Here is a 21,965-nt window from a genome sequence, read left to right as displayed (position 1 = left end):
TAAAAAAAACCGTCTTTTTTAGAGGTATATCGTAATTTTGACGATTAATTTTGTTAAAGATAGTTATTTGAATTTTGTATTTTTGATTTTATAAATATTAAGAATGAACATACACTTTATTGCGATAGGGGGAAGCGCTATGCACAACCTTGCTATTGCATTATACCAAAAAGGATACCAAATTACAGGAAGCGATGATACTATTCATAACCCATCAAAATCTCGATTAGAAAAATATGGGTTGTTACCTAAGGAGTTTGGTTGGTTTCCTGAAAAAATCACAACAGATTTAGATGGGGTAATTTTAGGGATGCACGCTAAAATAGATAACCCAGAATTATTAAAAGCACAGCAGTTAGGATTAAAAATATATTCGTATCCAGAGTTTTTATACCAACAATCGAAAGATAAAACTCGTGTGGTAATTGGTGGTTCGCATGGAAAAACAACCATAACCGCTATGATTTTGCATGTGTTGAAATATCATAACATAGCGGTAGATTACATGGTTGGTGGTCAGATAGAAGGTTTTGATACCATGGTGCATCTTACAAAAGAAAACGAGTTTATCGTGTTAGAAGGTGATGAGTATTTATCTTCACCTATTGATAGACGCCCCAAATTTCATCTATATAAACCCAATATTGCCTTGTTAAGCGGTATTGCATGGGATCATATTAACGTGTTTCCAACGTTTGAAAATTATGTAGAACAGTTTGCTATTTTTACAGATTCGTTAACTAATGGTGGTATTATGGTATATAATCAAGAAGATGAAATTTTAAAAGGAGTGGTTGAAAGTTCGAAGCACCCTATTAAAAAATATCCATACACCACTCCAGATTATTTTATTGATAACGGAATAACCTACCTTTCTACTGCTGAGGGAGATTTGCCTTTAGAAATTTTTGGCAAACATAATTTACAGAATTTAGCAGGAGCGAAATGGGTTTGCCAACACATGGGGGTTGATGAAGATTATTTTTATGAAGCTATTGCCAGTTTTAAAGGGGTAGATAAACGATTAGAAAAAATAGCTGAAAATGATTCGACTGTTGTTTTTAAAGATTTTGCACATTCACCTTCTAAAGTGGCTGCTACTACAGCAGCCGTTAAAAATCAATATTCTGACAGAACCTTGTTAGCTTGTTTAGAACTACATACTTACTCAAGTTTAAATACCGAATTTTTGTCGCAATATAAAGGAGCTTTAGACAAAGCCGATAAAGCGGTGGTTTATTATTCACCTCATGCGGTAGCGATTAAACAATTAGAAACGGTTTCTAAAGAACAAATAGCAAAGGCTTTTCAACGAGACGATTTACTTATTTATACTAACCCAGAAGCGTTTAAAGCGTTTTTGTTTAGTCAAAATTTACAGAATACTGCGTTATTATTAATGAGTTCAGGTGATTATGGTGGTTTAGATTTTGAGGAAATCAAAAAATTGATTTAATTTTTTCTCCAGAAAAAAGGAGTAAATAAAATTAGCACTGTAAAAAGTTCTAAACGACCAATTAGCATTAAAAACGAACAAAACCACTTGGCTCCAACAGTTAGATGATTAAAGTTATCTACAGGACTTACCGATCCAATTGCGGGTCCAATATTGCCTAACGAAGATGCCGTTGCGCCTAATGCAGAAATAACATCTAAGCCTAAAAAAGTTAAAATAACAGAACCAATAATAAAGATAAACATATATAAAACAAAGAAAGATAGTATGTTAAATATAATGTTTTGGTTTACGGCTTTTCCGTCGTAGCGAACGGGGATAATAGCATTAGGGTGTAATGATTTTTTAAATTCTAAAAAACTATTTTTAAGCAGTATAATATGTCGAACAATTTTAACACCTCCAGCAGTTGACCCTGCCGACCCTCCTAAAAAAAATAACGAAAAAATAATGGCGGTTGCAAAAGAATTCCATTTAGTAAAATCGCCTGCTACAAACCCTGTTGTTGTTACCACACTTATTACTGAAAATAAAGCATGCCTAATTGCACTTTCTGTTTTTCCGTAGGGCTGAGGGTGTGCTATGGTAGTTTTTAAATTGGGGTCTTGATCAAATAAAATAATTAAAGCAATAATGGCAGAGATACCGATTACTCCAAAAAGGTAGTATCTAAATTCTTCGCTTTTAAACACTCGTTGTACTTTACCTTTTAGTGCAAAATAGGTTAATACAAAATTGGTACCTGCAATAAACATAAAGAATATAATAATATATTGCACCATTGGTTCGCCATTCCAGTAAGCAATGCTATTGTTTTTAGTTGAAAACCCTCCTGTACTCATTGTTGCCATGGCATGGTTAATAGCGTCAAACCAAGACATACCTGCAATTTTAAGTAAAAAGAATTCTGAAAAAGTTAAAATAACATAGATAAGATATAGTCGTTTGGCGGTATCGGTAATTCGAGGATGTAATTTGTCTGCTGAGGGTCCAGGTGCTTCTGCCATAAAAAGTTGCATGCCACCAATACCTAACAAAGGCAAAATAGCAATAGTTAGAACAATAATTCCCATTCCGCCAATCCAATGGGTTGCTGAACGCCAAAATAAAATTCCTTTAGGTAAGGCTTCTATGTTAGTTAAAATAGAAGAACCTGTAGTTGAATAGCCCGAAATAGTTTCGAAAAAAGCATTGGTAACATTAGGTATTGCACCTGAAAATAAATAAGGTAACATGCCTGTAATAGATAAGGTTAGCCAACCTAAAGTAACAATTAAGTATCCTTCTTTTTTTTGAATAGAGGTGTCTTTAGGTTTATTTAAAAAATACAACAGCGCACCTGAAAAAACCGTAATAATTCCAGCATTTAGTATGCCCCATTTAGCATTTTCTTGGTGGTAAATGCTAAAAGGAACGGCTATAAACATAAATAGCCCATTTAAAATAGCAGTAATGCCTAAAAACCGATAAATAATTTTTAAGTTAAGCAAATTCATTTGTTAATTAAAAAGTTCTTCAACCGTTGCAATTGCTTCAGGTAAACAAAATACAATTACTTTGTCGCCACTTTGAATTTGCATGTCGCCAAAAGACATTAAAGCTTTTCCGTTTCTAATAACGCCGCCAAAAACTGCTTCGCGAGGAAATTTTAAATCTTTAATTAACTGTTTGGTTACTTTGGCATTAGGTTGCACTTCAAATTCAAAGACTTCGGCATCAATATTATGTAAATTAGCTAGGGCTAAAATTTCTCCTTTTCTAATGTGGCGAAAAATATTACTAGCGGCAATTAGTTTTTTATTAATAAGTGTGTCGATACCAATAGTTTGAGAAATATTAATATAGTCCATATTTTCTACTAAAGCTATCGTTTTTTTTACGCCTTTAGATTTTGCTACTAAGCACGACATAATGTTGGTTTCAGAATCGCCAGTTACAGCAATAAAAGCATCCATTTCTCGAATACTCTCTTCTTCTAGTAATTCAATATCTCGTCCGTCACCATTAATAACGAGAGTGTTGGGCAGCTCTTCGGCAATGAAAAGGGCTTTGTTTTTATCTTTTTCAATTAATTTTACATTAAAATTGTCTAGACAAAGATTTCGAGCTGTTTTTATGCCAATACTACTGCCTCCTAAAACCATAACGTTTTTAATAGCGATATGTTTTTTGCCAATAATGGCGTATAATTTGTCAATGCTATAATTTGGTATTGAAAAGTAAACTTGATCTTTGATTTTATATACGGTATCTCCGCGAGGAATAATAGTTTGAGCAATGTTTTCACGCTTAATAGCAATGGTAATAAAATCAATCATATTAAATTTTTCTTTTGATTCTTTTACCGTTAAATTTATAATAGGCGATTTGTGGGTAAGCGAGGTTCCCATTACGTTAAAAAGCCCATTTTCAAAAGCTACAGTATCATTAAACGAAGATTGTTTTAATAGCATTTTAATTTCATCTGCAGCTAGTTCTTCAGGTGAAATCATAAAATCAACACCGTAATCTTTAAAATTAATTTCGTCGTTTTTTAAAAATTCGGGGTTATTAATTCGGGCAATTGTTTTTTTTGCCCCTAGTGCTTTACCAATAACCGATATGGTGAAATTAGTGTTTTGACTTTCGGTTACAGCTAACAATAAATCGGCATTGCCAATACCAACTTCTTTTAGTAATGATATAGAAGTAGCGTCTCCTTTTGTGGTAATTACATCAAGATGATTGTTAATATAATCTAACTTTTCGCCATCGAAATCTATAATAAAAATATCTTGAGATTCGTACGAAAGCAGTTTCGCCAAATGAAATCCAACATCACCAGCCCCAGCAATAACTATTTTCATCCGAATAAATTTAGGTTAAACATTTATTTTTTAAATGAAAGTTAAATTAATAACCGTTTTTAATTGTTGTATGTTAATCGGTATTTATCGCAGGTTAATTAACTATTTCTGCTATAATGGTAAAAACCGAATACCTTATTTTACTAGTGTAAATAAGTATACTATGAAGTGTAAATATACATTTTTCGTTCAATATACTAATTTATTAAGTAAAATCTATTTATAAATAAGATGCGTGTAGAAGGCTGTTTTACGTATTGTAAATATGCTTAGGGGGTAAAAAAATATTTGTGGTTTTAATAAAAAAATAATGGGTAATTTTAAACCATGTTACAAGTTTATTAGCATAAGATAGTTAAATTAAATTTATTTAGGTGAAAAAATTAACAATAAAATCGTGGGCATTAGATGATAGACCTCGTGAAAAATTACTAGCTAAAGGTAAAAAATCGCTTTCTGATGCTGAGTTAATTGCTATTTTGATTGGTTCAGGAAATAGAGAAGAAAGTGCCGTAGCATTATCGAAACGAATTTTACAAAGTGTTGATAATAATTTAAATAAAGTAGCTCGTCTTTCAGTGGTAGAGTTAATGGCTTTTAAAGGTATTGGAGAAGCTAAAGCTATTAGCATTATTACAGCCTTAGAATTGGGTAAAAGACGCCAGTTTGAAGAAGTTTTAACCTTGCCAAAAATAACAAATTCGGTTGATGCATATAAATTAATGCAGGCAGTTATTGGCGATTTATTACATGAAGAGTTTTGGGTGTTATATTTAAATAACGCAAACAAAGTGCTGGCAAAAGACCAAATAAGTAAAGGCGGTATAACGGCTACTTCTGTAGATATTCGCCTATTATATAAACGCGCTTTAGAATTAGGATGTGTGGGTATTATAATTTGTCATAATCATCCTTCAGGAAAAATAGAGCCTAGTGTTGCTGATAAACAACTTACCCAAAAAATACAACAGGCAGGTGTAATGTTAGATATTAAATTATTAGATCACCTAATAATTACAGAAAAAGCGTATTTTAGCTTTGCAGATAAAAATTTACTATAAATTTTACGTATTTGATATTAATTTACACACATAAAATTAAACCAAGGGTACGGTATATTTTTAAACATATTTTCACTAGAATATTACAAATTCCGGTTGATTTTACAGTTACTGTAGAAGAATTTGTGGCGCATAATGGCCCTAAAATGTCTTATACTAAAGTTCCGTTAGGAGCAGAGTTTTTTGTAAAAAGTCATGACTTATTATTTGAGCAAGGGGTTAATAATTTAGAAATTATCATGAACCAATGGGATGAGGTTTCTTGCTTCTTTTCAACAGGCGCAAAGTCGGCAATTCCGTTTGATATTTTTGCAGCAAGTTTTTACCTAATAACTCGTTATGAAGAGTATTTACCTCAAGTAAAAGATCAGCACAATCGTTTTACGGCAGCCGAAAGCTTAGCGTATAAACATAATTTTTTAGAAAAACCAGTTATTGATATTTGGGCATATAAATTATTGGATGCATTAAAAGAAAAATTTCCTGATTACCCTTATAAATCGCGAAAATATAGTTTTATTTCTACGATAGATGTAGATAATGCATATGCTTATAAGTATAAAAATTTTGTACGTACCGTTGGTGGGTTTTTAAACGATCTTTACCAACTGCAAATTGTGAATATATGGAATCGTTTTTCAATTGTTTTTAGAATAAAAAAAGATCCGTATTATACATTTGATAAAATAATAGACCTAAAAAAAAAATATAATGTTAAAACTATATTTTTCTTTTTAGTAGGCGATTATACTACGTACGACACCAATATTTCTACAGCAAAAAATAAAATAAAATTATTGATTAAAGATATGGTAGATTATGCTCGGGTGGGGTTACATCCATCATATTTCACCATGAATGACGCACAGCTTTTAAAAAAAGAAAAACAACGTTTAGAAGCCATTGTTAATATGCCCGTTACCCAGTCGCGTCAGCATTATTTACGCTTTACTTTGCCAGAAACGTATCAAAATTTAATTGACCTAGAAATAATGGAAGATTATTCTATGGGATATGCGGGACAGGTTGGTTTTAGAGCAAGTACGTGTACTCCGTTTTATTTTTACAATTTAGATTTTGAAATTCAAACTCCGCTAAAAATATTTCCGTTTGCTTTAATGGATACCACATTAAATGATTATTTAAATTTAACCCCAAAACAATCGTTAGGTAAAATACGTGATTTAAAAAACCAAGTAAAGCAAGTAAATGGCACTTTTATTACCTTGTTTCACAACGAAAGTTTAAGTAATTATCAGCGTTGGAAAGGGTGGCAGCGTTTGTATGAATCAATGTTAAAAATTGCTTCTGCAGAATGATAAATTACGTAAAACGTAAACATATTGATGAACAAAAATACAACACTTGTATAGAAAAGTCGTTGCAAAGTAGGGTGTATGCTTATACTTGGTATTTAGATGTTGTTGCTGATAATTGGGATGCTTTGGTACTCGATGATTATCAAGCGGTAATGCCTATGCCGTGGAAAAGAAAATGTTTTATAAAATATATTTGTCAGCCTTATTTTACTCAGCAATTAGGGGTGTTTTCTTTAAAAAAGATGTCACTTAATACAATAGATGATTTTATAAAAAAAATACCTAAAACCTTTATAAAGGTTCGACTTCAATTAAATTCTGAAAACACGTGTAATAGTGCAAATGTAGAGTCTAGAAATAATTATATACTGCCTTTAAACAATGAGTATGGTGAGTTGTTAAAAGGGTTTAGTTCGATTAGAAAAAGAACGTTAAAAAAAAATAGAAGTTTTAATTTAATATTAAATCAAAAGGTAGCACCCGATGTGTTTTTAGATTTTATATTAAAAGTGCCTTTACATTATAAGCTAAATCGAGATCAAATAACAGTGTTAAAAAAAATAGTTTTATCAGGTAAAATTGATTATAAAATCTGGGGGGCAGAATATGATAAAAAAATGGTTGCGTTAGTACTTTGGGTATTTGATAATAAAAGAATTACTTATTTGTTTCCTATTAATACTAATATTGCTAAAAAAATAGGCGCATCCTCTTTTTTAATTAACGCCTTAATAAAGCAATATGCAAATTCAAATTATATTCTAGATTTTGAAGGCTCTATGATTTCTAGTATTGCTTACTTCTTCAAAAGTTTTGGGTCAGAAAAAGAAACATACCTATATTTAAAGCAATAAAAATGTTGCATTAACTATAATTATATTATTAGTAAATAATTTGGAAGAAAAACTAAACATATTGTTTTTAAATTCATGGTATCCTAATATCGTGCAACCATTTAATGGTAATTTTATTCAACAACACGCTAGGGCTTTATCGTTATGTTGTAATGTAGCATGTTTAAATGTAGAGTATAAAGAGCAAAAATCAGCTTTCGAAATTTCTAGTGTACAAAATAAAGGGGTTTTCGAAGTTATTGTTTATATAAAAAAACCGATGGGTGTTTTGGCTTGGGTAAAAAAAATAAGAAGAAGACATGTGGCATACAAAAAAGGCTTAGAGGTAATTAAAAAACAATTTTCTCAAATTCATTTAACACATTTAAATGTTATTTATCCTGCTGGTTTTTTTGCTTTGTATTTAAAAAAGAACTTTAATATTCCGTATATAATTACAGAGCATAGTACGGTATATTTAAATAGTAATCATAATTCATTTAGCGGGGTTAAAAATATTTTTATTAAAAATGTAGTTAAAAAGGCTTCTAAAATATGTACTGTTTCTAATGATTTAAAAGAAGCTATGATGGCTAAAGGATATAAAGGTAGTTATGCAGTTGTTCCAAATGTAGTTAATACACAGTATTTTAAATTTTTAGACAAAGAAGTAATAAAACCGCTAAAAATTTTACATGTTTCGTCTTTAAAAGAAGAACATAAAAATGTGAAAGCAATTTTACGGGTAGTTAAAAAATTACATAAAAAAAGAACGGATTTTACAATTACGATTATTAGTGATGGCAATTTAGAATCGATAAAAAAATATGCTGAAAATATTGAGTTGTCAAAAGCTGTTTTAAAAACAGAAGGGGCAAAAACCATAGAAAACATTGCTCTTGAAATGCAAAAACACGATTTGTTTTTGTTATTTAGTAACTACGAAAATTCACCTTGTGTAATATCAGAATCTTTAGTTAGCGGTATACCAGTTATTTCTTCGAATGTTGGAGGTATTAAAGAAATGATTTCTGACACAAATGGGGTGTTAGTTGAAGCGGCAAATGAAACAGAATTGCTAAACAAACTTGACGATATGTTAAATAGAATAACTACCTATGATAGAAAAAAAATTGCTAAAGAAGCAAAAGAAAAATATAGCTATCAAGTTGTTTCAAATCAATTTTTGTCTATCTATAAAGAAGTGTTAACGCAATAAAGGTGTACGGGTTTACCATAATAAAGGGCGCAAATATTGATAAGGAAAAACTTCCTTTGTATAAACAGTCTATTGAGTTAAAATTACAAGATAAAGACCAACTTTTTTTTGGTTATAATAGTTTTTCAAAGTTTAATGAAGATAAAATATTTAAAGAAAATACGAAGTATGTTATTGGGTTAGATGGAGTTGTTTTAAACTTACAAAAGCTTAAAAACACATACGGAATATCTAATTACTTTGATCTTATTACAACGCTATATTTTAAATTTAACATCAATTTTGTAGCTGAATTAAAAGGCGATTTTAACGGATTTCTTTTTAATAAAGAAACGCAACAGTTATATTTTTTTAATAATAAAACAGGCACTAAGCAAGCATTTTATACTACTTTTCATGGTTTTACTATGATTTCTTATTCGATAGAGCAGATTGTTTTATTTAAAGAGTCTATAGGCTTATCTAATAGGTTGGCTATACAATCGGTTTACGATATGTTAACCTTTGGCACTGTGATGGCTAACAAAACATTGGTTAAAGATATTTTTTGTTTAAGAGCAGGAAAATATTTAGAACTTACAAAATCATCTTTTATAGAAAAAGAATACTTTTCTTATAACACTATTGATTATACAATACATTCAAAAAAGGAAGCAATAAACAAAATAGACAAAACAATTATTGAGGCTGTTAAAATGCAGTACGAAAAAGATATTGCTTATCACTACCCACATTTAGCATTGTTAAGTGGTGGTTTAGATTCAAGAGTTAATGTTATGTTGGCTGATAAATTAGGATATAAAAATAGCATCCTTTGTTTTTCTAACCCAAATTATTTAGATGAAATTATTTCGAGAAAAATAGCAAAACGCCTCAATTTAGACTACCAATTTATATCGTTAAAAGATGGGGGGTATATGAAAAATTTACAACAAAATGTTTTTATTAATAATGGCATGAGGGTTTTTACAAGCTCGGCTCATTATAATTATGCATTGCAAAAAAAAGATATTTCTTTATATGGTTTAGTGCATTCAGGTCAAATAGGTGATGGTGTTTTTGGAGGGCTATTGTCAAAAACAAATAAAGAAAATTTTTTGTCTAAAGTAGTGTCAACAAAATTTTTAAATAAAACAAGTATTACTCAAGCATATCAAAAAAAATATAAAAATGAAGAAATTTTTAAATTATACAACTACGTTTTTAATCTAACACATTCAGGTTCTTATACTACCGAATTTTATAAAAGTTATTTGGTGTCTCCTTTTTTAGATGATGATGTAATGGCTGTAGCTTTTTCTATTGATCCAAAACTTAGATATAACCAAAATATTTATATAGATTGGATTTTAAATAAGCATCCAGAAATTTCAAAATTTGTTTGGGAAAGAACAGGTTTTAAACCTAATAAAAAATGGAAAACAATAGTAGGCAGGTATACCAATAAAATTAAAAAAGAATATTTTTATGTATTAAATAAAAAAGAAAAGCTGTCTATGACTCCTGAAGATTTTTGGTTAGAAACAAATAACGAACTGCAAACATTTTATAACCACTTTTTTGAAAAGCACATACTCCTTTTACAGAAAAATAAAGAGGTTTTTACGGATTTAAAAAATTACTATACGTATGGTGATTCAACAGAAAAATCAATAGTATTAACTATACTTCAAATTATTTTAAATTTTAAATTAAAAATATGAAGTTTAGCGTTTTTGTAAATAATTTTATTAAAAGAAAAGGGATATTAGTTGGTGTTTCTTCAATGGTAGAAAAAATTGGAGGTTTTTGTGTTGTGTTTATCGCAACTCATTTTTTAACCCAAAATAATTTTGGGTTAATTACTTATGCGAATACGATATTAATGTTTATCGCACCATTTATTGGTTTTGGAATTCATCAAGGCTTAATAAGATATGGTTCTATAGCTAAATCACAAATAGAAAAAAAAAACTTGTTTATTTTCACCTTAAAAAAGGGAATAAAATTTTCTTTTGTATTAATAGGTATTGTAATACTACTTTCTCCATTACTTACTTCAAATTTAAAACAAGCAAATACCTATTTAATAATTTTAAGTTTTCAGTTACTAAGTCTTTTTTTATACGAAATGTTACGAGTTTATTCTCGGATTATAAATCTTAATAAACTATACGCATACATAACTATTTTTAAAACGTTACTTTTAGTAATTTCTACATACTTACTTACCCTGAAATTTAAAAATATAGGTTATGTTATAGCCATTACACTAACCCCTTTTTTGACGGCTATTTTTTATTTCAAAAAGATAAAATTAAAGACATTTAAAAGTACAACACTTTCAAAAATTCAATTTAAAAATATTTTGTTTTATGGGTTTAATACTTCGGTTGGCGGTGTGCTATCTCAGTTGTTATATGCGGTAGATATTTTGTTAATTGCAAATATAATTAAAAAAGAAGCAGCGGTAGCTTTATATAAAGTTTCTAGTGTTGTTCCGTTTAGCTTATTAATATTACCTTTAATTTTTATGAAAACCGATTTTGTATTGTTAGCAAATAAATCGGTAGTTGATAAACAATACATAAAAAAGTACTATTTTAATTATTTAAAAATTTTTACAGTTATTAGTTTTTTAATAGTGTTGTTTTTTTATTTTTTTTCGGGCTCTATAATGTCTTTGTTTAGTGAAAGTTATACAGATAGTTCGTTGGTAATTATTTTTGCAGTAGGTGTAGTGGGGGCATTGTTATTAAGAATTCCTTTAGGAAACATACTTTCTGCAGTAGGTTTAACAAAAATAAATGCTATTAATTCTTTTATAATAGTACTATTAAACATAGTATTAGGCTATATTTTTATTTTAAAATACGGATTGGTAGGGGCAGCCTTAACAACCGCTTTTTTAATGTGGTTTTCAGGCGTATTGTCTTTGTTGTTTTTTATCCGATTTTTAAAGCAATAAAAAATTTATCTTATTAACAAGTAATTTTAAAATTAGTATAATTTTCCGATATTGCAGGTTTAAACACGTTTTTATATACTCGTTGTTAATTTAATTTTAAATAAAAATAATGAAAAAAATATTTTTTGTAACACTGTTTTTAACCAGTTTTTTAGGCTATGCGCAACAAAGCAATGTTAACAATTATAAATACGTTATTATACCTAAGCAGTTTAATTTTTTAAGTTCCCCAGATCAATACCAGCTTAATTCATTAACTAAATTTTTGTTTGAAAAATATGGTTTTACAGCTTTTTTTGAAGATGAAAAACTACCTGAAGATGCTATGGCTAATAGATGTTTATCGTTAACGGCTAATGTAAAAAATAATTCAGGATTTTTGAAAACTAAAAATGTTATAGAATTAAAAGATTGTTATAATAAAGTAATTTACACCTCAAAAGAAGGGAGCAGTAAAGAAAAAGAATATAAAAAAGCATTTCATGAAGCTGTACGAGATGCTTTTACTTCGATAAAGGCATTACATTATAAGTATAACGGACAAGTAGTAGCTAATACCCAACCCCCTGTAGAAACTCAAGTACCAGTAAAAACAGAAGCTCCTGTAAAGCAAACAACTTCTGAGCCAACAAAACCTATAGCTACAACTGCTCAGGGTACATTATATGCGCAACCCATTACAAACGGTTATCAATTAATAAATACAAAACCCGAAGTGGTTTTTCAAATTTTAAAGTCAAGTAAAGAAAATTATTATTTTTTAAAAGATAAAGATGGTGTGTTATTTAAAAAAGGAGATAGCTGGATTGCCGAATATTACCAAAATAACGTATTAATTCAAAAACAATATCAAATAAAGTTTTAATTTAATTGTAATTTTTTTCCTAGTGAATAATAATAGTTGAAACGGCAGTTTTTTTGTTGTTTGAATTGTTTAATAGTTAGGTAAAATTATTCCTTTTTTTCGTGAGCTTCTAAGTCTTCAGTAAGGTCTAATTTTCGTAAAGTAGGATTTATAATTCCTGTAGTAATAACGGTAATTAAAGTCATTGTTCCGCCAAAAACAACAGCGGTTACCGTACCCATTAATTTAGCAGTTACACCGCTTTCAAAAGCACCTAGTTCGTTAGAAGAACCTACAAACATAGCATTTACTGATGCTACTCTACCCCGCATTTCGTCGGGTGTTTTTAGCTGTAAAATGGTTTGACGTATTACCATTGAAACCCCATCGGTAACCCCACTAAAAAAGAGTGCTATAAGAGAAATTAAAAAAGTTGATGAAAGTCCAAAAACAATAATACAAATTCCAAAACCAAAAATGGCAATTAATAATTTTATTCCTGCATTTTTGCTAATAGGTATGTAGGCGGTAACAAGCATTGTTAAAAAAGCACCAATGGCAGGTGCTGCTCGAAGTGCACCAAACCCTTCTGAACCAACTTTTAAAATATCTTGAGCATAAATAGGCAATAGCGCAATGGCGCCGCCAAAAAGCACAGAAATCATATCTAAGGTAAGAGCCCCTAAAATAGCTTTGGTGTTGTATACAAACCTAATGCCTTCTTTTAAACTTTGCATTACGGGTTCTCCAATTTTAGGATTTAAAACGGGTTTTCTTTTAATAAAAAAGATAAAAAATAAAGAAAGTAATACTAGTGTAAAAACAATGCATAATGACCAGTGTACGCCTATCCAAGCAATTGAAAAACCTGCAAAAGCAGGGCCTAAAACACCTGCTATTTGCCAAGTAGAACTGCTCCAAGTTGCGGCGTTAGGATATAGTTTTTTAGGTACTATTAAGGCGATTAATGAAAAAATAGTAGGTCCAAAAAATGAGCGTAAAAAACCGCCAAAAAATACTAAAGTATAAATGGCATATAAAATGGTGTTTTTAGACCAATTGCCAACAAAATTTGACCAGGTTAAAAAAAATAACCCTATGCTAATTAAAGAAAAAGCAGCTGTTATAAGCGCAAATAAATTTCGTTTTTCTTTTTGATCTACAATATGCCCTGCAAATAAAGCCATAGAAACCGCAGGAATAACTTCCATCAAACCTATAATGCCTAATGATAGCGGGTTTTTGGTAATGCTATAAATTTCCCATTCGATAATAATAAATTGCATAGACCAAGCAAAAACTAATAAAAATCGTATGAGTAAAAAAATATTAAACTCTTTAATTCGTAAAGAAGCGTATGGGTCTTTTTTTTGCATCGGGTGAATTTTTTGGTTTTGTTTACTAATTTAGTTTTAAATCCATTAAAATTGCAAAAGTTTGGTTAACATCTTCTTCTTTTACCACAATTGTCATTTCGTGTGTAGTAGAGATAATTTCTTGAACAGCGATATTTGCCCAAGCTAATTGTTTTAAAATAAAATAATACACGCCAGGCTGCTCTAGGTTTTCTTTTGGTAACTTTAGTGTTATAGAGGCTAAGTCTAAAACACTATTTATTAAATTTTCTTTTTCAAAAATAGCTTCAATATCGGGTTGTAAATTTTTACTGGTAACGATATTGGTTTCAAAAATTCCTTGCGAAATGGTTAAAAAATAATCTTTATTGTCGGCAGATTTACTTAAAATTTTAGCAATTTCTTTATGTAATGAAGGGGTGTTTTTAAAAGTAAAATCACATAAGTCAGAGCGTACAATTACGTCGCCTAAATCTAATGCTAATTTTTTGATATTACGTCGAATACGCAGTTCGTTTGCAGGCGATAACCTGTTTATCGCCATCATTACAGCACCAATTTTTATTTCTTTTTTTAATAATTGAGAAACTTCAGGTAAAATTATTCTGGCTAAAGACGAAACGTTTATTAATTTTTCATTTAGAGCCTCTTCAATAAAAGGTGTTTTTCTAATGGTTGTTTCTACCGCTTCTTGAATAGTTTTCATTTGGTTTAAATTTTAGACAAAGTGTTCAAAATTAAACATTTTTTTACATATTTTTGTTTCTGTATAAAAGATTTTTTAAGATGAAAGTACAAATTATAAATAATTCAAGACATCAAATACCAACTTACGAAACTGAAGGTTCTGCAGGAATGGATTTGCGAGCAAATATAAACGAACCTATTGTGTTAAAACCATTAGAAAGAACTATTGTAAAAACAGGTTTATTTATAGCTTTACCTGTTGGCTTTGAGGCGCAAGTACGCCCGCGAAGTGGGTTGGCAGCTAAGAGTGGAATAACTGTTTTGAATGCTCCTGGAACTGTTGATGCGGATTATCGAGGAGAGATAGGGGTGATTTTGATAAATCTTTCTAATAAAGATTTTACAATTAACGATGGTGAACGAATTGCTCAATTAGTAGTAGCTAAACACGAACGGGTAAATTGGCAAGAAGTTCGTGTTTTGGACGAAACACAACGTGGGGCAGGAGGTTTTGGAAGTACGGGGGTGTAATTTGTAAGGATAAAAATAAAAAAAAGGCTATTTTTAATAGCCTTTTTTTTGATTATCATTTTTTTTATTCTTGATTATCAATAGCTTCTTTGATTTTTACTTCAAGTTCTTCCATTAATTCAGGGTTGTCTTTTATTAATGCCTTTACCGCATCTCTACCTTGCCCTAATTTAGTATCGCCATAGCTGAACCAAGAACCACTTTTTTTAACAATTCCTAACTCAACACCAATATCTAAAATTTCACCAACTTTAGAAATTCCTTCGCCATACATAATATCGAACTCTGCTGTTTGAAAAGGAGGTGCAACTTTGTTTTTTACAACTTTTACTTTAGTGCTGTTACCAATAACTCGGTCACCATCTTTTATTTGTGTTCTACGACGAATGTCTAATCGAACCGATGCATAAAATTTTAAGGCATTACCTCCTGTTGTAGTTTCTGGATTGCCAAATAGTACTCCAATTTTTTCTCGTAATTGATTAATAAAAATTACGGTACAATTTGTTTTTGATATAGTGGCGGTTAATTTACGTAGCGCTTGCGACATTAAACGAGCGTGTAATCCCATTTTAGAATCACCCATTTCTCCTTCAATTTCCGATTTAGGTGTTAAGGCTGCAACCGAGTCAATTACAACAATATCAATGGCTCCAGAGCGGATTAAATTATCGGCAATTTCAAGTGCTTGCTCTCCGTGGTCGGGTTGCGATATAATTAAATTATTAACATCAACCCCTAAACTTTCAGCATAAAAACGGTCAAATGCGTGTTCAGCATCAATAAATGCAGCTATTCCTCCTGCTTTTTGAGCCTCAGCTATCGCATGGATAGTTAAGGTAGTTTTACCAGAAGATTCTGGACCATAAATTTCTATAATTCGTCCTCTTGGGTAACCTCCAACCCCTAGGGCTAAATCTAACCCTAATGAGCCTGATGAAATGGCGTCTACATCTTCGGTAACGACATCGCCTAATTTCATGACAGCTCCTTTTCCATAGGTTTTGTCTAATTTATCTAAAGTAAGCTGTAATGCTTTTAATTTTGCTTGTTTTTCTTTATCTGATGACATAAAAAAGTTGAATATTAATTAGCTATAAATAGGTCGAACAAGGTACAAAAACATTTTTTCTTAAAAAAAAGAAAAACCGCCCTTTCGAGCGGTTTTTCTCTCAATTGGTTATTCGTAAATAACCAATCAAAAATCAACTAACCAAACTTTATTTCAAATTTCTTTCAGAGACTGTTTGTCTTTTAATTTTAGTTCGCTTTCTATTTGTATTTCTAGTAGCGGTTTTGTTTTCTTGTTCTTCGTTTTTTAAACTTCTATAATATTGAACAAAACCTTTGCCCGTATACTCATAGGTGGTTTTAGAACGTACATGATATAATCTTATTTTTTCATCATTAATAACGGTTAAGTCAAACTCTTCAGTATCGCCGTTGTTGTAAAATAATGTTAAATATTTTAAGTCGTCAATGCCTTGAACATTTTTCACAACATAGCTTCCGACAAAATCCCAATTAATACTATCAATATACGTGCCATTTGTGTCTTGAGACGAATAAAAAGTTGTATTGTTCTCGGGAGTGAATTGTAAAAAGTTTTCATAATCAAAGGCATTACTTGTTCCGCCGCTAACATCTGTTTTTTCCCAGGCTACATATTCTTGTAAAAAATATTCTATATTGTCGTAAAATAATTTGTTGTAATCAAAATTATCTCTTTGATAACCAATTAAATAGTATCTAGTGTCGCTATATCGGTCGTATAGGGTAATTTCATTAACTCCGATTTGCTCTACTTCAAAATCAAACGTACCGTCTAAATCGTGATTGGTTGTTAGAATGTTAGAGTAAGCTCTATACTTTCCGATAGAGATACCTAGTCCGTTTCCTGTTCTACCTACATCTACAATATTGTTATTTGCATATAATGTGCCATTTAAAAACGACAGGGTAAATGCTTTTGCTACAAAAGGAACATCTACATTCCCTGTAGTTCTATGGTAATCTACATACCATAAATCGTATTGAGAAATTAATTCGTTTAACGAAATGGCTTCGTTATCTGAATAATCGGTGCAAGCAGTAAAAAAAGTTGTGGTTAGCACAAGTGTAAAAAGTAATTTTATAAGTTTCATAGGCATGTGTTTATTATTCATATGTTAGTTAAGATTTCAAATTACGTGCCAAATCAAAAAAAAGTAAGCCGATACAACAAAACGAAAACCTCTTTTTTCGTAGAAAATTACTATGTTTACACAGATATAAAAACTTTTTAAATGATGAATTGGGAACAGCTCCTTTCGTTAAAGCGTTTTGGAGACACCGAAAAACGATTGCGGATAAATCAAGACGAAACCCGTTTGGGCTTTGAAGTAGATTTTGATAGGATAATTTTTTCTTCAGCATTTAGAAGTTTGCAAGATAAAACTCAGGTAATTCCGCTTTCTAAAACTGATTTTGTACACACTCGTTTAACGCATAGTTTAGAAGTGTCGGTAGTAGGTAGAACATTAGGCAGAAAAGTTGGTAAAGTGTTGTTGCAGCGTCATTCTAATTTAGCCAAACTAGGTTATACGTTTAATGATTTTGGAGCTATTGTGGCGGCGGCTTCTGTAACCCATGACATTGGAAATCCGCCTTTTGGGCATTCAGGAGAGAAAGCTATTGGCGAATATTTTAAAACAGGGAAAGGCTTACAGTATAAAACAAACCTTACAACAAAAGAATATCAAGATTTAATTGATTTTGAGGGGAATGCAAATGGATTTAAAATTTTAACGGAGTCTAAACAAGGTATCGAAGGAGGGTTGCGGTTATCGTATGCAACTTTAGGAGCCTTTATAAAATATCCAAAAGAATCGCTTCCGAAAAAGAATAGCACCCATGTTGTAGATAAAAAATATGGCTTTTTTCAATCAGAAAAAGAAGCTTTCTTAGATATCGCAACTAGCTTAAGGTTAAAACAAAAAACTGAAAATGAAATTTCATTTTATAGACACCCGTTAGCGTATTTAGTAGAAGCTGCAGATGATATTTGTTATACAATTATCGATTTTGAAGATGGTATTAATTTAGGGTTAATCGATGAAAGTTATGCCCTAGAATATTTAGCTAAATTGGTTAAAAAAATTAATAGAGAAAAATACTATGCTTTACAAACTACAAAAGATAGAACCGCTTATTTAAGAGCAATAGCTATTAATTCATTAATCGATGAAGCGGTTAATATATTTTTAGCTAATGAACAAGCTATTTTAGAGGGTACATTTGATAAATCGTTATTAGATAAATGTGTTTACGAAGCTCAAATTAATGATATTATAAAAATATGTTCTGAAAAAATTTATCGTAGTAAAGAAGTTGTTGAAAAAGAAATAGTGGGATATAAAATTATAGCGGATTTATTAGATGTTTTTGTAAACGCTTTAAATAATAAATTTAATCATACAGCATCTAATTACGATAAGTTGGTATTAAAAATATTGCCAGCTACGTATCAAATAGAAAAAGAAAGCTTATATGATAGAATCATGTTAATTTGTAGTTATATATCGGGCATGAGTGATGGGTTTGCTATTAGGCTTCACAAGAAATTAATAGCCAATAGTATGTAAAAAATGGATTAACTTTAGAAGCTATCAGACTATCTTTCAATTTTAAATAGTACAGATGAAGAAAAAAATAATATATGTTTCTGTTTTAATTTTTTCGGCTTTAATGTTATTTAAAGTATTGTTTAAGCAAAACGAGATTGCCAAAATTCGTGAAAAACATATTGCGTTTTTAAAGAATCATCGATATCAAAAAACAAGTTTATTATCACCTAAACAAAGAAAATCACAAGGTTTACCACCTAACGCATATTTTGAACAAGAATATTTAAATGAAATGAACCCTTATACGGGTAAAACAGATAAAGAAAAATTATATGCATTACAGCAAGAGCTGATTTCTAAAAAGCCATTGCGTAGAGTTCCAGGTGATGGCTCAGATAATAGTTGGATTGAGCGGGGGCCAACTAATGTTGGCGGTAGAACTAGAGCAGTGCTTTTTGATCCCAACGATGCCACACACGAAACGGTTTTTGCAGGAGGTGTTAGTGGAGGATTATGGAAAAACACCAATATTTCAAACCGTAATTCGAGATGGGTACAGGTTGGAATACCTGAAAATTTAGCAGTATCTTGTATTGCTGTCGACCCTAATAACACACAAATATTTTATGTAGGTACGGGAGAGTCTTATGTGAATGGAGATGTTAATGGTAATGGCTTATGGCGTTCAATAGATGGGGGTAATTCTTGGGAAAAAGTATTAGGCGGTATTACAGGAAATATTATTTTTGAATCTAATGCTAAAATTACGGTTAATAGTCCTACAAATATTGCAGGCGATTATAATGCTGTTTTAACAACTTCTTTTGGTGGAGATTTGTCTTCTCCAATTACAGGTGATTTAACGTTGGTTAATGATGGTACTTCTCCTACAGACGATGCTTGCGAAACAATAACAAATTTTGCGGCTGTTAATGGTAAAATTGCGGTAATTAAAAGAGGAACTTGTTTCTTTGCAGAGAAAGTAAAGAGAGCACAAGAGGCAGGGGCAATTGCTGTTATTATGGTTAATAATGTAGGTGGATACCCAATTGTAATGGGGGGTAGCGATGCTTCTATTACAATTCCTTCTTTAATGATTTCTAAAACAGATGGAGAAACTATAATAAATCAATTAACCAATGGTGTTACTGCAACCCTAACACTTGTTGATGAAAATGCATTAAATATGGCAAATGTTCCAGGAATACAGCATATTAACGATGTGGTAGTAAGAAATAATGGAGGAACATCAGAAGTGTATGTTGCCGTTAGTGAATCTATTTATTTAGAATATTCTCCGTCTAGTTTACTAGGAAGTGATGCGGTAGGATTATATAAATCAACAGACGGTATTAATTATGCAAAGCTGAATATGCCTAAAATGTCACAAGGAAATGAGTATGAGCCAAATAATATAAAAATTGCGATTGATAATTCGATATATGTGTCTACGAATTATAGACTTTTACATGGAGGAGGGGGAGGAACCATTTTTAAATCAACAGATGGTAATACGTTCAATTTATTATATACCATACCCAATGGTTTACGAACAGAAATAGCACTTTCACCCTTTAATAAACGAGGGGTATATGTTTTAGCGCAAGTAAATAGTAGTTCTAATCCTGTAAAAATATTTAAAACGGCAAATGATTTTAGTTCTATTACTGATTTGCCATTGCCTAAAGATGCGGATTCAAGTATACCCACTTCTGATTTTACTAGAGGACAGTCGGGGTATGATTTACTTATCTCGGTAGACCCAAACAACGAAAGTATATTATATGTTGGCGGTATAGATTTATTTAAATCAACAACCAGTGGTAATAATTGGAATCAAATTTCTATTTGGCATTCTGGCATTACAGGTAGTTACCCTGAAGTACATTCAGACCAACATGGAATTGCTTTTGCTCCAGGTTCTTCAACAAAAATAGTTTTTAGTAATGATGGGGGAGTATATTTTTCGAGCGATGGAGGAGGAGATATTACAGCAAGAAACAGAAATTACAATACCGTTCAATTTTATAGCGTTGGAGTAGCCCCAACAACAGCATTTGGTGGGAAAGAATATTTTATTGCGGGAGCTCAAGATAATGGTTCGCAGTTGTTTGAAGATGCATCAGCAGGTCTTAATACATCTGTTGAAGCACAAGGAGGTGATGGTGGATATAGCTTTTTTGATCAAGATGGAACGGATAAATATTATATAACCAACTATGTTTTTAATAGTAATATTGATTTGTATAATTACCAAACAAATACAACCAGAACCATTAATTATGAAAGTGGTCAAAATGGTAGCTTTATTAATCCACAGGCATTAGACTCTAATTTAGATATTTTGTATTCAAATTACTCTAATAGTAGCAGTGGAAGTTATATCATAAAAAGATATTCAAATATTAAAAGCGGAACGGTGACTAAAACTGATTTAACAAACGGCTTGTTAAATAGTAGCCCTTCTGCTTTAACAGTGTCTCCATTTACAACTACTGCAACCAATTTATATGCGGGTTTAATAAATGGTGAATTATTAAAAATAACCAATGCAAATAGTGCTAATCCTAGTTGGCAAGATATTACAGGTTCTGAATTTGTTGGTTCTGTTTCTGATGTAGCATTTGGCACAAACGAAAATCAAATATTACTTACACTCCATAATTATGGAGTGGTAAGTATATGGTATTCAGATGATGGAGGCGCTACTTGGCAAAATAAAGAAGGTGATTTGCCTGATTTACCAGTAAAGGCCATATTACAAAATCCGTTAAATGCAGATGAGGTAATTATTGGCACTGATTTAGGAGTATGGCGTACAGCTAATTTTTTAGCAGCATCGCCCAATTGGGAGCACTCATATAATGGTATGAGTAATGTAAAAGTTACTGATTTAGATTTAAGAGATGATAATACTGTTTTTGCTTCAACCTATGGGCGAGGTGTTTTTTCTGGAAAATTCACTTCAGAAACGGCGTCGGTAAACGATGTTTTGGCAAACAAACAACAACTTACAATTTATCCGTCAATTTCTGATGGAAACTTTACCATACAAGCAGAAAGTATATTTGGAAAATCTACCTTGTATATTTTTGATGTAAACGGAAAAAAAGTATATACTCAAAAATTAGATTTTTCTATGTTACAAAAACAAGCCCTCTCTGTTAACTTAAAATCGGGCATATATATTGTTAATATTACTGATGCAAAAAATAGAAAAGCATCTAAAAAAATTATAATCAAGTAATACGCGTTTTAACAC

At 30.9% G+C, this 21,965-nt stretch carries 17 protein-coding genes; 11 read left to right on the top strand and 6 right to left on the bottom strand.

Annotation, left to right across the window (positions count from 1 at the left end; translation table 11 throughout):
• The first annotated feature begins 103 nt into the window (after positions 1-103).
• Positions 104-1,456: a UDP-N-acetylmuramate--L-alanine ligase gene (murC, locus tag AB2B44_RS02285; protein WP_369047930.1), complete on the top strand. Its 1,353-nt coding sequence runs from the start codon at positions 104-106 to the stop codon at positions 1,454-1,456.
• On the opposite strand, the gene AB2B44_RS02280 is transcribed toward murC, so the two are convergent.
• Positions 1,453-2,952, bottom strand: coding sequence for a TrkH family potassium uptake protein (locus tag AB2B44_RS02280; RefSeq protein WP_369047929.1), 1,500 nt, complete (start codon positions 2,950-2,952; stop codon positions 1,453-1,455). The two genes, murC and AB2B44_RS02280, sit on opposite strands and share 4 nt — an antisense overlap.
• A gap of 3 nt (positions 2,953-2,955) precedes the next feature.
• Positions 2,956-4,302, bottom strand: coding sequence for a Trk system potassium transporter TrkA (trkA, locus tag AB2B44_RS02275; protein ID WP_369047928.1), 1,347 nt, complete (start codon positions 4,300-4,302; stop codon positions 2,956-2,958).
• 374 nt (positions 4,303-4,676) lie between these two features.
• Here trkA and radC point away from each other — a divergent pair, with 374 nt between their 5' ends.
• The 7 genes from radC (at position 4,677) to AB2B44_RS02240 (ending at position 12,546) form a co-directional block, all read left to right on the top strand.
• Positions 4,677-5,363, top strand: a complete 687-nt coding sequence (radC, locus tag AB2B44_RS02270) for a DNA repair protein RadC (protein ID WP_369047927.1) — start codon at positions 4,677-4,679, stop codon at positions 5,361-5,363.
• 11 nt (positions 5,364-5,374) lie between these two features.
• Positions 5,375-6,682 carry a polysaccharide deacetylase family protein gene (locus AB2B44_RS02265; protein ID WP_369047926.1) on the top strand — a complete coding sequence of 436 codons (1,308 nt, stop codon included), beginning with the start codon at positions 5,375-5,377 and terminating at the stop codon, positions 6,680-6,682.
• Positions 6,679-7,536, top strand: coding sequence for a hypothetical protein (locus AB2B44_RS02260; RefSeq protein ID WP_369047925.1), 858 nt, complete (start codon positions 6,679-6,681; stop codon positions 7,534-7,536). Before AB2B44_RS02265 ends, AB2B44_RS02260 begins: the two co-directional genes overlap by 4 nt.
• A 40-nt stretch (positions 7,537-7,576) precedes the next feature.
• On the top strand, positions 7,577-8,734 hold the full coding sequence (locus AB2B44_RS02255; protein ID WP_369047924.1) for a glycosyltransferase: 1,158 nt from the start codon (positions 7,577-7,579) through the stop codon (positions 8,732-8,734).
• Between the two features lie 2 nt (positions 8,735-8,736).
• On the top strand, positions 8,737-10,437 hold the full coding sequence (locus AB2B44_RS02250) for an asparagine synthase-related protein (RefSeq protein ID WP_369047923.1): 1,701 nt from the start codon (positions 8,737-8,739) through the stop codon (positions 10,435-10,437).
• Positions 10,434-11,681 carry an oligosaccharide flippase family protein gene (locus tag AB2B44_RS02245; RefSeq protein WP_369047922.1) on the top strand — a complete coding sequence of 416 codons (1,248 nt, stop codon included), beginning with the start codon at positions 10,434-10,436 and terminating at the stop codon, positions 11,679-11,681. The genes AB2B44_RS02250 and AB2B44_RS02245 overlap by 4 nt, the downstream gene beginning before the upstream one ends.
• Positions 11,682-11,790: 109 nt before the next feature.
• Positions 11,791-12,546, top strand: a complete 756-nt coding sequence (locus tag AB2B44_RS02240) for a hypothetical protein (RefSeq protein WP_369047921.1) — start codon at positions 11,791-11,793, stop codon at positions 12,544-12,546.
• A gap of 86 nt (positions 12,547-12,632) precedes the next feature.
• Here AB2B44_RS02240 and AB2B44_RS02235 read toward each other — a convergent pair whose 3' ends face one another.
• Together AB2B44_RS02235 and AB2B44_RS02230 are read right to left on the bottom strand one after the other, a co-directional pair.
• The gene (locus AB2B44_RS02235; RefSeq protein ID WP_369047920.1) at positions 12,633-13,901 is read right to left on the bottom strand and encodes an MFS transporter; all 1,269 of its coding nucleotides are present in this window, start codon (positions 13,899-13,901) and stop codon (positions 12,633-12,635) included.
• 25 nt (positions 13,902-13,926) lie between these two features.
• Positions 13,927-14,586, bottom strand: a complete 660-nt coding sequence (locus AB2B44_RS02230) for a hypothetical protein (protein WP_369047919.1) — start codon at positions 14,584-14,586, stop codon at positions 13,927-13,929.
• Between the two features lie 80 nt (positions 14,587-14,666).
• On the opposite strand from AB2B44_RS02230, the gene dut reads away from it, so the two are divergent.
• A complete protein-coding gene (dut, locus tag AB2B44_RS02225) occupies positions 14,667-15,098 on the top strand; it encodes a dUTP diphosphatase (protein WP_369047918.1) in 432 nt (143 codons plus the stop codon).
• Between the two features lie 64 nt (positions 15,099-15,162).
• On the opposite strand, the gene recA is transcribed toward dut, so the two are convergent.
• Both recA and AB2B44_RS02215 read right to left on the bottom strand, forming a co-directional pair.
• Entirely contained in the window at positions 15,163-16,170 is a 1,008-nt protein-coding gene (gene recA / locus AB2B44_RS02220; protein ID WP_369047917.1) for a recombinase RecA, read from the bottom strand.
• 148 nt (positions 16,171-16,318) lie between these two features.
• A complete protein-coding gene (locus AB2B44_RS02215) occupies positions 16,319-17,242 on the bottom strand; it encodes a hypothetical protein (protein WP_369047916.1) in 924 nt (307 codons plus the stop codon).
• 144 nt (positions 17,243-17,386) lie between these two features.
• Here AB2B44_RS02215 and AB2B44_RS02210 point away from each other — a divergent pair, with 144 nt between their 5' ends.
• Positions 17,387-18,721, top strand: a complete 1,335-nt coding sequence (locus AB2B44_RS02210; protein ID WP_369048517.1) for a deoxyguanosinetriphosphate triphosphohydrolase — start codon at positions 17,387-17,389, stop codon at positions 18,719-18,721.
• Between the two features lie 55 nt (positions 18,722-18,776).
• Positions 18,777-21,950, top strand: a complete 3,174-nt coding sequence (locus AB2B44_RS02205) for a PA domain-containing protein (protein WP_369047915.1) — start codon at positions 18,777-18,779, stop codon at positions 21,948-21,950.
• Positions 21,951-21,965 lie beyond the last annotated feature (15 nt).

Source organism: Tenacibaculum sp. UWU-22, from assembly GCF_041021355.1.
In the GTDB taxonomy this organism is placed as follows: domain Bacteria; phylum Bacteroidota; class Bacteroidia; order Flavobacteriales; family Flavobacteriaceae; genus Polaribacter.
The sequence above is the reverse complement of the archived record's forward strand: the minus strand, read 5'-3'. Positions and strand labels throughout refer to the sequence as shown.